The sequence below is a fragment of the Salmonella sp. SJTUF14076 genome (assembly GCF_015534835.1).
GTDB lineage: Bacteria > Pseudomonadota > Gammaproteobacteria > Enterobacterales > Enterobacteriaceae > Salmonella > Salmonella enterica.
On record NZ_CP064674.1, the window covers coordinates 1,179,333 to 1,194,842 of the forward strand.

Sequence of the window (15,510 nt, forward strand, 5' to 3'; positions counted from 1 at the left end):
GGCATCATGCTGATTGATTTTCATTTTTCCACTCCCGACGGTGACTTTGCATCCGATCCGCGTTAAGCGCCTGCGCTTTTGGCGCATCCATCACCAGTTGTCCTTCTTTCAGGACAACGACACGCTCAACCAGCTCCAGTATTGGTACCCGGTGCGTCGCGACGATCAGGGTACGGTTGCCAAGCCACTGATGTAACCGCTGAATAAACTCTCGCTCCGTATGCTCGTCCAGCGAGGCGCTGGGTTCGTCAAGTAACACAATATTGGGGGAGCGCAGCAGCATTCTCGCCAGCAACAGGGACTGACGCTGCCCGCCGGACAGGCCGTTACCGCCCTCCATAATGGGATGATCCAACCCTTTTGCCAGCCGCCTGACGAAGACGGCGCCGCCGCTGACTTCGAGCGCGTCAAAAATCTGTTCATCGTTGGCGTGCGGCGCGCCGAGCGTCAGGTTCTCTCGTAGGGTGCCGAAGAAAAGCCGCGCGTTCTGGCTAAGAAAGCCGATGTTGCGGCGTAAATCCGCCATATCGATGTGCGACAAGCTGAGATTATCAAGCCGGGCATCTCCCTGAATCATCTCCAGGCCGCCCGCCATCGCCTGTAAAAGTGTGGATTTACCCGCGCCGTTACGCCCCAGTATCGCAATCCGCTCGCCTGGCATGATCTCCAGACGTACGAGGCGCAACGGTATGCGTTGATCGTCGTTATGGTAACGAAACTGAGCGTTTTCAAAGAGGTAATGCCCGTGGAGGATGTCGCGGTGTATCAGGCTATCGTCATGCTGTGTCTCGGTGGGCAGTTGCATAATGTTGTCGAGACCCATCTTCGCCGCTTTCACCTGCTGCCAGCGCGCCAGCACGCCGCACAGGTTAGCCATTGGCGCGATCATCCGCGAGCCGAGCATCGACGCGGCGACCACGGCGCCGGTAGTCATACTGCCTTCAATGACCATCGGCGCGCCGAACATAATCACTGCGGCATACACCAGACTTTGTACCGACATCCCCCAACTGATAAGCCCTTGCGTGAGTTTGCGGGTGCGTAGACCCGACTCGCCGGTAATACGAATATAGCTATTCCACTGCTGAAGAAAGCGGTTCTCCGCCTGCATCAGTTTAATATCTTCCAGCCCCTGAACGCTTTCGACCAAGACTGCATTGCGTAGCGTCGCTTCATGGGCGGCCTGGTTGGCGAGGACAGCCAGTTTTTTTTGCAGTACGACACCCGGCAGGATCATCAGCAGAGCCGCCACGGGCGCTATCCATGCCAGCGGTGGGGCAATAATCGCCAGGACTATCATAAACAGGAAAAAGAAAGGCAGATCGACAATGGTCGCCAGCGTTGAAGAGGTAATCATCTCGCGGATCTGCTCCAGTTCGCGTAACTGCGAGATAAAACTGCCGGTGGAACGGGGGATAGCGCTGTTGCGCAGCCTTAACGCATGACCGAATACCCGATCGGAAATGCGCATATCGGCGCGTTTACCGAGCACATCCATAATGTGCGTACGCGCTTCACGCAGCAGAAAACCGAACAGCACCGCTACCAGCACGCCGAAGGAGAGAACGTACAGGGTAGGATATGACTGAGCGGGGATCACCCGATCGTAAACCTGCATAGAGAACACAATCCCGGCCAGCGACAGCACGTTAATCAGAAAGGCGGCGACCATTACCGGTAAATAAGGGCGAATATCCTGCAGAACCAGCTCGCGCATCCAGTCGGGTTTAAAGCGGGAGATATAGCGGTCGACGCGGCTATCCTTGAGCGCCGATAGCGGGCGTAGCGCGGCAACATAGAGGATCTCCGGCAATAACTCGCTGAGCGTCAGGCGGTTACGCTGACCCTCTTCTTCAATCACAAAAACGTCTACCGCATCTTCGCTATTAACATGTTCGATGACCAATAACTGCCCGTCCCGGAGCTCGACAACCAACGGCAATCGCCACTGACTAAATGCCGTTTTGTCTATGTCCGGCGCATGAAAGGATAAACCCGCCTGCCGCGCGAGCTGCGTTAAGGCGGTCGTTCTGCTTTTACCCCTAAACCACGGGGCGTTGGCCTGAATTGAACCGGGAGAACAGGCAACGCGATAATGACCGGCGACATAGCTGATGGCCTGCGCCCATTGGCTTAGCGCGCGCTCACTGAGTACCTCTTCTACATCGGGGGCGGCGCGGGTCATGGCTGGATCTCCACGGATTGAATGCTGCGATGATTTAACGCGAACGCCTGACGAAGCGCGCCGGTGTTATACAGACAGTTCAGTTGCAACTGATGCAACTGGCTTTCCGTTTGCAGTTCGGCAAAACGCGCCTGGTAAACTTCCTGCTCCGCATTAAGCACGTCGAGCAGCGGGCGGGAACCGAGGTCAAGGTATTGCTGCTGATACAGTTCGCGCGTACGTTCGCTAAGCTGCTGTTGCCGACGAAGGATTTGTAACGCGCTGGCAAGACTCATTGCCTGGCTGCGCGCCTCCATCAGTTTCTGGCGGACATCAAGCCGGGTGCGCTGAATGGTCGACTGAGCCGCGTCTACCGCATGGCTGGCGGCGTTGCGTCGGGCAGTCAGCCCTCCGCCCTGATAAAGCGGCATCTCAACTTTTACCCAGGTGGAATACTGGGTTTTATCCAGCACTTCATGACTGGGATATTTATCATTAAGATAATGTTGTACAGAAGGTTCGAGCGAAATCGTCGGCGTCATTTGCGCGCTGGCATAGTCCAGATTCGCCCGCGCAACGTTGGCCTGCGCCCAGGCGGCCAGTACCGCGGGCACCAGTCGATCGTCGGGCGTCGCCGTCTCACAGCTGCGAGCAAGTTTCGCCGGGAAGTCATTATTGATGCCGTTAAGCGAATTCCAGCCCAGCCAGCTCATCAGTGAGGCTTTCGCACTGTCGAGATTGGCCTGATACTGCGCCAGTTGCGAGCGGGCGGATTCGATTCTGGCTTCGGTTTGCACCACGTCAGAGAGCGACGTAGCGCCTTCATCGCTGCGCTGCCGGATAAGTTTACCGATGCTGTCCAGCGCGACGAGCTGTTCTTCCGCCGCTTCTACCATTTGCTGCCAGCTCTGCGTTTGTACAATGGCGTTGGCGGTTTCGTGCGCGACGGTATCAATACTGAGCAACACGTTGGCCTGTTGCTGTGCTGCGCCTGCGGTTTCGGCGCGAACCTGGCTTGCCACTTTGCCGAAGTCATAAAGCATTTGCGATACCGACAGCACCAGCGAGGGGCTATACCCGTGATCGGTGTAGGTATTGCTGTACCCATTGTTCACGCCAGCGCTGACTTGCGGATAATATTTCGATTTGGCGACCTCTATTTGTTCATTCTGTGCGAGCAGTTTGCCGACGGCTTCGCGAATAGAAGGATGCCAGTTAACGGCGCGATTGACCGCATCATTGAGCGTCAGGTTGCCCGGCGCGGCGGCGCTGAGCGGCAACTCAGCGGCGGAGCCATCCAGCGAAGGGAGCATCTGGTTCGTTGCTAATCCTTCGGATGTAATCATTGGCGGCGCTTCTGCGCCCCGGGGCTGGTGATGAAACAAAGCAAATGCCAGTACGATGGCGACAGGCGCGACTCTTCCCATAGTTTATCCCTTTTAAATATCACCGCTTGTTGCCCCGAACGTCGTGGCGTTCGGGGCTTTTTTATCAACCGCCGGTTATCAGGTGGTTGTTCTGCAACAGATCATTTAGCGTGAGCTGCACATTCTCCAGAGTGACAAGGTCAGTTGATTTAAACGCGCTGCCGGCGCCGTCGCGATCGACGGATATCACCGTATTGGCGCCGCTGGTATGAACCTGAACAAAGTTACCCAGCGTCGCCGCCTGGTGATCCCAGCCGGTCAGCAGTTCGTGGATATCGATCTTGTCGCCCTGCGCGGTAGAGAAGTTTTGCCAGCGATCGGCGCCGTTGCCGCCGGTCGCGTCCGCGCCGTTTAACAGGTGGCAAATCAGCGTATCGCCATAGGCGGAGCCGATGAGAACATCGTTTTGGTTGGTACTGACGATTTGCGGCGCCATATCAATGGTCAATGTGGCGCTATCCGTATGACCCATCTTGTCATCCAGTTGATAGGTAAAGACCTCTTTACTGGTGATGGACGACATCGCGACGCCATTATTCAGGGTGTAGGTGTAGGCGCCATCGAGGTTAATTTGCAATGTGCCGTAATGTCCCTGAATCGTGGCGCTGGTGGTATTCGCCGCGGCGTCCAGCGTGGCGGCGCTGCCGTTATACCCGCTAATGCTCAGGCGGGTATTCACCGTATTAAGCTGATCCATCGCCCCCGCCGCATCGCTGCCATCAAAAATATTGCCGGGAACGGTATGCGTTCCGGACGTTTCAAAATTATCCAGATCGACGGTGGTGCCGATGACGCGTGGCGTGATCGTCGCCGCCCCGGCCAGGGTATTGGTGCCGGTAAAGTTAAGCGTGTACGTTCCGGCATCCAGCTCCAGGCCGCTCAGGTTGACGGTCACCGTCGCGCTGCCCAGCGTGATATTCGCCACCGGGACGGTTCCGTTGCGTATGACGGCCCCGTTCTCCTGAATGGCCCAGCTAATATTCAGATTGCCCAGCGTAATGAGCGTGGAGACATCAAAGACCAGTGACGCGCCTTTAAGTACGGTGCCCGTTGCAACGTCAAAGGTGCCGCTCCCGCTGCCCGATTTGCCGAGTAGCCCCCAACTGGCGCTGCCGACGCTGGAGTCCAGCCAGGCAGCGGTATCCTGAAGCGTGGCGACGCTAAGGGTATCGCTGACATCATTAATCGCATCCAGCGCCCTGGCGGTTGGCGTGATATTGAGCGAGGCCGTATCGGTATCGCCGTTTGGCGCTTTGACCGTATAGATAAAGCTGTCCGGCGTTTTAATGCTGTCGGCGCCGACGCCGTTCTTCAGCGTGTAGGTATAGTTGCCTCTTGCGTCAATGGTGAGCGTGCCATACAGCCCGTTTACCTCCGTCGTGCCGGTCGCCGCAATCGCCACGCCGTTTACTTCAGTGAGGAGGGCGTCCGTAGGGGCGACATCATTGGTCAGTACGTTGCCGGTGGTGTTGGCGGTGATACTGTCAACGGCATAGGTGTGGTCCTGGGAAATCGCCAACGTATAGCCTGTGAGGACGCTAATGCCGCTGGCGGTATTCAGCACGAACAGGTATTCGCCGCCAGGCAACGTCAGGGTCAGCGGCTGGGACTGTCCGGCTAACAGCAGGGTGTTAATCCAGCCCTTTTCCACCCGGAACTGCTCATATTGCTGAATGGCATCGTTGAAGCGATAAACGTACAGATCGAACGTGGAAACCAGTGAGACGCCGCCGACGGTTCCCTGTAACGTCATGGTTCGCGTAGCGCCTTCTTCAACGTTAAAGATGATCGGATTAGTCATATCATCAAGCAGATTCGCGTTCAGTACATTACCAAGTCCGACGCTTAATACCGTGACGCCGCTTTGTGTCGAGGGACCGTTGTTGACGTAGCTAACGTGAGTATCAAAGACCAGAGAGGCGTTATTGTCTGTCGCTATCACACTGCCCGGTACAGGCGCGGGACCCAAATTAATAACCAGTTGCGCGGCGCTGCTACCGACGCCATTCTGGGTGATGGTGTAGGTGAAGCTCTCTTTATGTCCGTATCCCGCCGTGGGCTTAGTCAGCGTGTAGGTGTAACTGCCATCCTGATTAATGTGCAGCGTGCCGTATTGTCCCTGGATATCCACGCCACCCGCGCCGACCGGCGTACTGACGCCGTTGGCGTTGGTGATGGCGGTGACCGTGGTGCCCGTCGGCGCGGTATCATCAGCCATGACGTTGCCGGTACTGATGGTTGGCCCGCTAATAATACCTGCGCTGGTCTGGTGTACATCGACATCCAGGCTGGTATATGACCCGGTGGCGAGCAGACTGGTGTTATAAGTGAGTACCCGGTACTGGCCTTCGCCCAGGCCGCTCAGGTTCAGAGTAACGCCGCTCCCGGTCAGGGTAAGCAAATTCGCGAAGTCGCCAACGGCGGTGTTGACGATCGTCGTCCAGGCGCCGAGGCTGGTGTCGTAGCGCTGTACCACAATCTCCTGAGTACTGAGCAGCGAAAGCACGATTCCCGTTGCGGCGGCATCGATGGTGACGTCGCCCGTACCACCTTCAGCAATGGTGAACTCAACCTGAGCGGTATCGTTACCCAAAACCGAGGCGACATTGCCAAGCGCGCCAACCAGCAGCAGGCCGTAATCCGAATAATTTTGCGTGCTGGTGACGGCGGTAGAGGTCAGATCAAGACTGGTGATGTTATCCCTTGCCGCCAGCGGCAGAACCGGCGCAGTAATGCCTAACGCGCCGGAGGCGTTACCCGCAGCGTCAGTGGCCGTCACGTTAATGAGTTGACCTTCAATTTGTTTTGTCGGCAAGGTGAGAGACCATGCGCCGTTGCTGCCGGCGGTGGTGGTGAGCGTCACGCCCCCCGTCAGCGTGACGGTTACGGTGCTGTTTGCCTCTGCCAGCCCGGAAAGTGAACCGCCATCGGCGCTGAGCGTACCTGACGGCGTACCGGGCGCCAGCGTATCGACAATCACCGTCGCGGCGCTGGAGACGCTGCCTGTACCGTTGGCGTTAGTCGCGGTGGCGGTGAAGGCGTGGCTGCCTTCGGTCAAATTGCCTGTCGGGGTAAAGCTCCAGTTTCCGCTGGCGTTCGCCGTGGTGGTGCCGAGCAGCGCCCCGTTGTTATAAATGCTCACCGTGGCGCCCGCCTGAGCGGTACCATTCAATGTGGGTTGTGCGTCATTAGTGACCTGGCCGTTGGCGATAGCGCCGGTATAAATACCCACATCATCTACTACGTTGGTGATGATCGGTGCTTCCGGCACACGCGTATCGGGCGCGGTAAATCCGGCGGCAATGCCAGTGTTGCCTGCTTTATCCTGGGCAAATGCCAGTAGCGGCTGACCATTGGTCTGCGCGGGCGTGAGTGTGGCGGTGAAGCTGCCTGTACCGTCGGCGGTGGCGGTTCCCAGTACCACACCAGTATCAGAGGTAATCGTCACTGTACTGCCTGCTTCCGCGGTGCCCGTCACCCGATTACCGGTAGCATTGATGACCAGGTTGCCGGGCGCGCCGGGCGCAATGGTATCCACGATAATCGTTATCGATGGCGAAGCGGCGCTAACGTTACCAGCCGCATCGGCGGCGCTAACGCTATAGGCGTGACCTCCCTGGCCGAGCGCGGCGGTTGGCGTCCAGCTCCAGTTGCCGCTGGCATTGGCGTTCACGGTCGCGACCAGCGCGCCATTATCGAAGATGCTTACCGCGCTGTTGGCTTCCGCAGTACCGTTGAGCGTCGGCTGTGTGTCGTTGGTCGATTGTCCATTGCCAATGGCGCCGGTGTTGTTCGGGACATCATCAACGATGCTGGTTATAAGCGGAACCGTTGGCGCAAGGGTATCGACCACGATAGTAAACCCGCTGGTGGCCGGGCTAACGTTGCCTGCCGGGTCGGTGGCGGTCACTGTTAATGTGCGCGTGCCGTCGTTTAACCCTGTCGTCGGCGTGAAGCTCCACGCGCCGCTCGCGTTAGCCGAGGTGACGCCAAGCAGAGTGTCGCCATCATAGATACTGACCACGCTGCCCGCTTCGGCAGTGCCGTTCAGCGTGGGGCGGTTATCATTGGTTATCTGACCATTAGCGAGATTTCCTGTGACCCCGCCCGCGACGTCATCCACCACGGACGTCAGGATTGGCGTTTGCGGCGCGGTGGTATCGACCGTCAGGGTGAAAGCCGTACTGTTCGGGCTGCTGTTTCCTGCGGCATCGGTGGCGACGGCGGTGATGACGTGCGTTCCGCTTGCCAGCGTTGAGGTGGAGACGCTCCACGCGCCGTCAGGCTGAGCCGTTGTCGTGCCAATGACCGTACCATTTTCATAGAGCGTGATCGTGGCGCCGGCTTCTGCGGTGCCGCTGAAGGTTGGCGTAGGATCGTTGGTATTTTGGCCGTTCGCGATCGTGCCGAGGTCTGGCGCCTGATCGTCACTGACTGATGTGATTACCGGCGTCAGCGGCGGCGTGGTATCGACGACGAAATTAACGCTGTCTGAAACGGGACTGGCGTTGCCTGCGGCATCAACGGCAATGACGGTAATTACATGGTTGCCCGTCGCCAGAGAGGCATCAGGCGTATAGCGCCAGCTACTGCTATTGTCGGCGGGAATTTCAGCCAGCAGCGTGCCGTTATCGTAGAGACGAATAGCTGTGTTGGCTTCACGGGTGCCGCTAATGACAGGGCGCGCCTCGTCTGTGATCTGCCCTGAACTCAGATTGCCGGTAATGGGGCCCGTACCGTCGTAGACCGTATCAATAACAGGCGCGGCGGGAGCCGTGGTATCAATAGTAAACGAGCGTATTTCGGACGCGGCGCTGGTATTGCCTGCCGCATCGGTTGCTGTCGCCGTCAGGTTCCAGACGCCCGCGCCCAGCGAGGTAGACGGCGTAAAGCTCCAGCTACCGTTGGCCTGAACTTGCGCCGTGCCGACCAGCGCGCTGCCATTATAAATCGAGATGGTTGTACCCGCCTCACCGGTACCCGAGAGTGTTGGTCGGGTTTCGTTCGTCGAGCCGCCGTTGGGGACGATGCCCGTCACCGGCGCCGTATTGTCTGCCACGCTGGCGATAACCGGCGCGGCGGGCGGTGTGGCGTCAATCGTCAGCACAAATCCGCTGGACACCGAGCTGCTATTACCCGCCGGATCGGTGGCGCTAAGGGTGAACGTGTGGCTACCGTTTGCAAGCGGCGTCTGCGGTGTGAAACTCCATGTGCCGTCGCTATTCACCGTCGTGGTACCGATGGACGCGGGATTACCGTCAAGATAGACATTAATCGTCGCGCCTGCCTCTCCGCGCCCGTTCAGGGTGGGCGTCGCATCGTTCGTTAGCTGCCCGCTAACCAGGTTGCCGGTAATACCGGGCTGGTCATCCACGACGGAGGTGAGAACCGGGATCGCCGGAGGCGTAATATCGACCACGATCGTCCACGGCGCGGAGACCGCGCTGGTATTGCCCGCCGGATCGGTAGCGCTAACCGTCAGATTATGGCTTCCTTCTGACAAATTGCGGGGCACCGGGAAGGTCCAGCTACCGTTTTCGCCTACCTGAGCTGTGCCAAGCGGCGTACCGTTATCAAAAATGGTGATTGTCGCGCCAGGTTCGCCAGTTCCGTTCAGTATTGGCTGTCGATCGTCGGTGGATTGCCCCGGTAACACCGGGACGGTCGGTTGATTGTTATCGTCAATCACGGAGGTGATAACCGGCACATCTGGCGCCAGCGCGTCAATGTTCAGCGTAAAGCCGTCCGAAGGCTGGCCGCTATTGCCAGCGGGATCGGTCGCCACGGCGGTAAAGATGTGTGCGATGCTCTCCAGCGGCGCGTTCGGGGTGAAGCGCCAGTTGCCGCTTTGATCTACCGTGGCGGAACCGATTTCTACGCCGTTATCCAGAATGCGGATCGTGGCGCCTGCTTCTCCCGTTCCGTTGAGCGTCGGGCGTGAATCATTGGTGAGCGCGCCGTTATCCAGCGTACCGGTCATGCCGGGGACATCATCCGTTGCGCTGGTAATAACCGGTTGCGCCGGCGCGCTAAGATCGACAGTGATCCCGACCGGTGCGGACAGGCCGCCCGGGCCATTCGCATTGGTTGCCTGGACGGTGAAGTAATGTGTACTTTCGCTTAATGGCGTCGCGATCTCAAAGATCCAGTTCCCGCTGGCGTCAACGGTGGCAAAGCCTGCTGAATCGCCATCAATGAAAACTTCAACGGTAGAGCCGATATCCGTGGTGCCGCGCAGCGTCGGCATGGTGTCGTCCGTGGCGCCGCCCGCCGCAATATTCCCCTGTATGCTCCCGACATCATCTTCAATCGCCGTGATGGCCGGGACGGCGGGCAGACCGCTGTCGGAAGCAGGAAAATTCGTAGCCGGGCCGTTATTCCCCGCGCGATCGATAGCAATTGCCGTCAGCGTACCGCCATCGGTTTGCGCCGGACTGAGCGTAACGACGAATTCACCGGTGCCATTAGCGACAGCGCTGCCGACCAGGGTGCCATCGGCATGGTGAATTTCAACGGTAGCGTAAGGATCGGCAAGTCCGGCGACGCGCGTGCCATCGTCGTCCACCGTCTGGATCGTTGGCGCGGGCGGGGCGGTGATATCCACGGTAATGATGATCGGTTGGGTTTGCGCCGTGGTATTTCCAGCGTCGTCAGTCGCGCTGAAGGTTAGCGCATGGCTGACTTCTGACAATTCTGGCGTATTGAATGTCCAGACCCCGTCGGTAACGAGCGCCGTCCCGATTGCCACGCCATTGTCGTAAATCGTGACGGTGCTGCCGTTTTCGCCGCTGCCGTTGATAGTCAGCGTCCGATCGTTAGTAAAGGCGCCATCGGTTAATGGCCCGGTCACTGGCGCAATATCGTCAAGGATCTCATTGACGACGGGCGGCTGCAACGGAACGGTGTCGACGGTGAAGGTAAAGCTGTTCGATACGCCGCTGCTGTTTCCGGCGGCATCGGCGGCAATGGCGGTCAGGGTGTAGACGCCATCCGGCAACGCGCTGGTCACCGCTAGCGTCCAGGTACCGGTCTCATCGACGGTGACTACGCCCACGACACTACTGCCGTTATAGAGCGTGATCACGCTGCCGATGTCGCCAGTGCCGTGAATGACCGGTGTATTGTCGTCAGTGGTTGCGCCGCTGACAATAGTATCCTGGACTTCGCCGACGTTATCTTCGGCAAAAGTGATAACCGGATTGGCGGGCGCAGTGGTGTCTAGCGTAAAAGTGACTGAGGCGGAAGGTGGACTGATATTGCCCGCTATATCGGTTTCCGTGACGGTAATGGTATAGGTTTCTGGCGTCAGTGCCGCAGGCGTAAAGTTCCAGCTACCGTTATCGCCTACCGTTGTGCGACCAATTTCACTGCCATTATTGTAGAGAATTATCGTGCTGCCGATCTCTCCCGTGCCGCTGAAGGTCGGCGTGGTATCGTTCGTTGCGCCATTATTGCCGATGTTGCCGATAACCGGCGCGACGTTATCGCTGATCAGCGGCGCGTCAGGCTGCGCTGGAGGCTGGGTATCAAGGGTAACGGAGAAAACGCCGGAGGTCGGGCTACTATTGCCTGCGGCATCCGTGGCGGTGGCCGTCAGGATGTTTAATCCTTCGCTCAGATTACGGGTTAGCGGATAGATCCAGCTACCCTGTGGATTGACCTGGACGGTAGCCAGTTCTACGCCGTTATTGTACAGGGTGATGATGGCGCCGGGTTCGCCGGTGCCGCTGAGGGTCGGCATACGCTGATTGGTAATACTGCCGTTTGCCAGTAGCACCTCGCCTTCTCCGCCTGTGATGGCGGCTGACACGATCTGCGGCGCATCCGGCGCCTGGGTATCGATGCGTAGGGTAAAGCTGATGGATTCCGGACTTTCGTTCCCCGCCGGATCGTTGGCGCGAGCGGTCAGAAGGTGGTCGCCGTCGCCCAGCGCGGCAGGCGGCGTAAACTGCCAGCGTCCGTCCGTGCCGACCAGCGCCTGACCTATGGCATTGCCATTATCGTAAAGGATGATTGTGTCGCCTGCGGTGCCGCTACCGCTCAACCGGGGCTGGGATTCCTGGGTAATCTGATTGGTATCAATCGTATTTCCGTCGCCGTCAGCTACGCCGATAACGCCGGGGGCGGCAGGGGCCTGGGTATCAATGGTAATCGTAAAATCGGTCGAAAAAGGCGTGGTGTTGCCGTTACTGTCGCTGGCCGTCACGGTAAAGGTGTAGGTGTCGTCCGCCAGTGGCGAGGCCGTGGTGTAAGCGTAGCTCCAGACGCCGGAATTACCGACGATAATATCTGCTATCCGGGCGCCATTCTGATACAGGTGTACTGTGGAACCCGGTTCACCTGTACCATTAATCGTTGGCGTGCTGTCGTTAGTGAGCCCCAGATGCGCGACGCTACCGAGAATACCCGGCGTATCATCTGTAATGAAGGTGATTACCGGTTGCTGCGGCGATTGCGTATCGACCACCAGGTCGAATGACGCGGCCGGACTTGCATTGCCTTTAGCGTCGGTTGCGATTACGGTCAGTCGATGCGCGCCTTCACCTAAATTTTGCGACGGCGTAAACGTCCAGCCGCCGTTGGGCTGTAGCGTGGCGAGTCCCAGCGAAACGCCGTTATCAAAAATTTCGACACGCGCGCCAGCCTCCGCCGTACCGCTAAGGGTGGGGCGGTTGTCATTGGTGGTTTGTCCGTTAACCAGCGGCCCGGTGAAGCTTTCAACATCGTCCAGCACCTGAGTGATAATGGGCTTATCCGGGGCGGTGATATCGGGCGCTTGCGCTGTGGTTGGCGGGCTGACGTTGTTGGCGCTGTCGGTAGCGGTGACGGTAACCTGTTCGCCGTTGGTCTGTGCGGGGACGAGGGGAAGGGTAAAATGACCTTCGCCATCTGCTTTGCCGCTGCCAAGCGGCTTGCCGTCCGGCGTGGCGATCGTGATGGCGCTACCCGGTTCGGCGGTGCCGCTGATACTGGTGCCATCCTCACTAATTACCACGTTTTTCGGCATTTCCGGCGCGGTACTGTCCGGCGCGATAACCGTCGCGGCGGCGCTTTCGTTTTTCGCGACATCGGTGGCGGTAGCGATAAGCGCCTGGCCGTTAGTCTGCGCCGTATTCAGCGGAACGATAAATTGTCCGTTGCCATTAGCGACGGCGCTGCCAAGTACGGTGTTGCTACTGTCGCGGATAGTGACCGTTGCCCCGGCTTCCGCCTGACCGCTTACGGACAGACCGTCGGTCGCCACGGTAAGACCGTCCGGTGCCGCAGGCGCAGTTTTATCCGGCGCGTTCAGCGTTTCTACCGGACCGCTATTCGTGGCTTTATCGGTAACGCTAATGCTTAATGTTTCGCCGTTAATTTTCGCCGGGCTAATACCTATTGAGAAGGTACCGTCGTCGCCTGCCGTTCCACTACCGAGCGTATTTCCCAGGCTGTCTTTGATAACCACAGTACTGCCAGCTTCCGTAGTGCCGGTGAGTCTGTCGCCGACGTCGCTAACCGCCAGGCCTTCCAGCACCGGCGGCTGCGTGTCGATATCAATGGTAAAGGAGACGGACTGCCCGCTGGTGCCGCGATCGTTGGTCGCGGTAGCGGTAAAGACATGGTCGCCATCGGCAAGCGCCAGCGAGGGGGTAAAGCTCCATTTGCCGTCAGCGTCAGCGACAATGGGCGGAAAGGTCGCTACAGGAAAGCCATTATCGTTAATCGATATCGTACTGCCTGGTTCAGCAGTACCGCTGAGGGTTGGGCGGTTATCATCTGTGGCATCGCCATTTTTCAGCAGCCCGGTAACGGCGCCAGCGTCATCCGTCACGGTAAGGATAGTCGGCTGGGCAGGATACTGTGAGTCAGAAGCGGTAAACTCCGTGGCGGGGCCGATGTTACCGACGGCGTCCTGAATACGCGCTTCCAGACGCTCGCCGTGGGTCTGAGCCGGATTCAGCGTGATGCTGAAGTGGTTATTTTCTCCGGTAATCGTGGAGCCCAGGTAATTTCCCGCCGGGTCATAGATCGACACAGTACTGCCAGCTTCAGCGGTGCCGCTAACGGTTGTGCCGTCTTTCGCAACATTATCAATGATAGCGGCGTCAGGCGGTGTGGTGTCCACAATGATAGTAGGCGTTGTCGTCACGCGGCTCGTGTTTCCGGCTTTGTCGCTTTGTTCGACGGTAAAGGTATGTTCGCCATCGCTTAACGGCGTAGTCGGCGTAAAGGTCCAGCGTCCATTTTCGTCTACGGTAGCGCTGCCGATAACGGTTGAACCTTCTTTAATCGTGATGGTATTGCCTGCCTCTCCCTGCCCGGAAAATAGCGGTTTTGCCTCGTCAGTCCGGTCATTATTCTGTAGCGGCCCGGTGAGCAAACCGGTGTTATCGGCAATCAGTTCAACGCGTGGGGCATCGGGGCTGAGTGTGTCGATAGTCAGCGTAAAGCGGGCTGATTCGCTACTTTCGCCTTTAACGTTAGTCGCAATGGCGGTGAAATGATTTTCCCCATCCGCTAGCGCGCTGGTAATGGCAAAACGCCAGTTTCCGCTGGTATCAACCGTTGTTGAGCCTATTTCCTGACCATTGGCGTAAATATGGATGACTGTGCCTGCGCTGCCGGTGCCCTCCAGAGTGGGGGTACTGTCGTTCGTAAACTGATTATTGCTCAGCGTGCCGGTGAGGGGAGCGGCATCATCGATAGCGGCGGTGATAACCGGTGTATCGGGGAGAGGAATGTTGGGCGCATCAATGGTTGCGGATGGGCCGGTATTGCCGGCATCGTCAGTCGCGGTCACGGTAAGTTGTTCGCCGCTAATCTGTGGCGCTGTCAGATCAATACTAAATTTACCGTCGCTATCCGCTTTGCCCTCGCCAACGACGTTGCCTGAGGGATCTTTGATGGTAATGGTACTGCCCGCTTCGGCTTGCCCGCTTACCGTTTTTCCGTCCGCTGAAATCAATAATTCGCCGGGAGCGAGAGGCGGGGTAGTATCTACAGGATTACTGCTACCTGGAGTATTGCCGTTGGGGGTACTGCCGCCGGGATTGCTGTTATCAGGGGGATTACCGTCAGGATTGGTGTTATCGGGGGGCGGATTATCGCCATCCGAATGATGGTGGGAATCGCCGCCGCCGGAAGACGCGATAGCGGCAATGCCGCCAGCCGCCACCGCGCCAGCCAGTACCCACGGCCAAACGGCGCCGCCTGCTTCATGGGAAGCGCCGGAAGTGACCAGCAGTTCATTAATATCAGCGATTTGTTCAAAATGTAGCCCGGCTTGAGGATTTTCTACCCACCATAACGTGCCATCGTTTTCCGCCAGTACTAACTGGCTTGCGCCCAGATCGTTGGTAACGTAAAAGTTTTTAATCGTGATCGTTTCGCCGGAATGGAGCCTCACCACCAGATCCTGATTAATGCGCGTAAGTTGACTAATTTCCTCCCGGGCCACTGATAATTTAACAATTGACGGGGCGTTAAGAGTGACCGCTGAGGATTCCACAGTGGTGGAGACGCCAGTCAATTTCGAAACCACGGCGAGTAGACGCATAAATTAGCTCCTGATGGATTTGCTCTGTGTATTAATTAACGGGCACGACGTTCAGGGCAAAATGCGTAGACGAGCCTTCCCGTTCATCGTGAGAGATGAATTTCCGTAGCCATATTCTTTTTTATGAGCGTAGGTGGAGGTCTGGTTTTCTCGCCGAATAACCCTTTGTTTTTTGTGCCTGACTAGTGCTTTCGTATTAGATGATATAGTCAGAAAAAAATCTTTCTGCAAATTAAGATCTATTGATAAAGGTGTTAGTGCGTCTGAAATATAACGGAGTTTGTGTTAAGTAGAGGTAGAGTGGGCTAACAATGCATGATAATTTTTTATTTATCTTTATGTTTTATAATGAATTTTAATTTTTTCTTCTTTTTCTCTTT

The 15,510-nt window shown here is 57.5% G+C and carries 3 protein-coding genes; all 3 read right to left on the reverse strand.

The window, feature by feature from the left end; all coding sequences use genetic code 11:
* Positions 1–4: 4 nt before the first annotated feature.
* Positions 5–2,185, reverse strand: a complete 2,181-nt coding sequence (locus HU143_RS05795; protein ID WP_023226827.1) for a type I secretion system permease/ATPase — start codon at positions 2,183–2,185, stop codon at positions 5–7.
* Positions 2,182–3,591, reverse strand: a complete 1,410-nt coding sequence (locus tag HU143_RS05800) for a TolC family outer membrane protein (RefSeq protein WP_023226828.1) — start codon at positions 3,589–3,591, stop codon at positions 2,182–2,184. Before HU143_RS05800 ends, HU143_RS05795 begins: the two co-directional genes overlap by 4 nt.
* A 64-nt stretch (positions 3,592–3,655) precedes the next feature.
* Positions 3,656–15,130 (reverse strand): biofilm-associated protein BapA, encoded by an 11,475-nt coding sequence (bapA, locus tag HU143_RS05805; RefSeq protein WP_023226829.1) that lies wholly within the window; start codon positions 15,128–15,130, stop codon positions 3,656–3,658.
* Between the last annotated feature and the right edge of the window lie 380 nt (positions 15,131–15,510).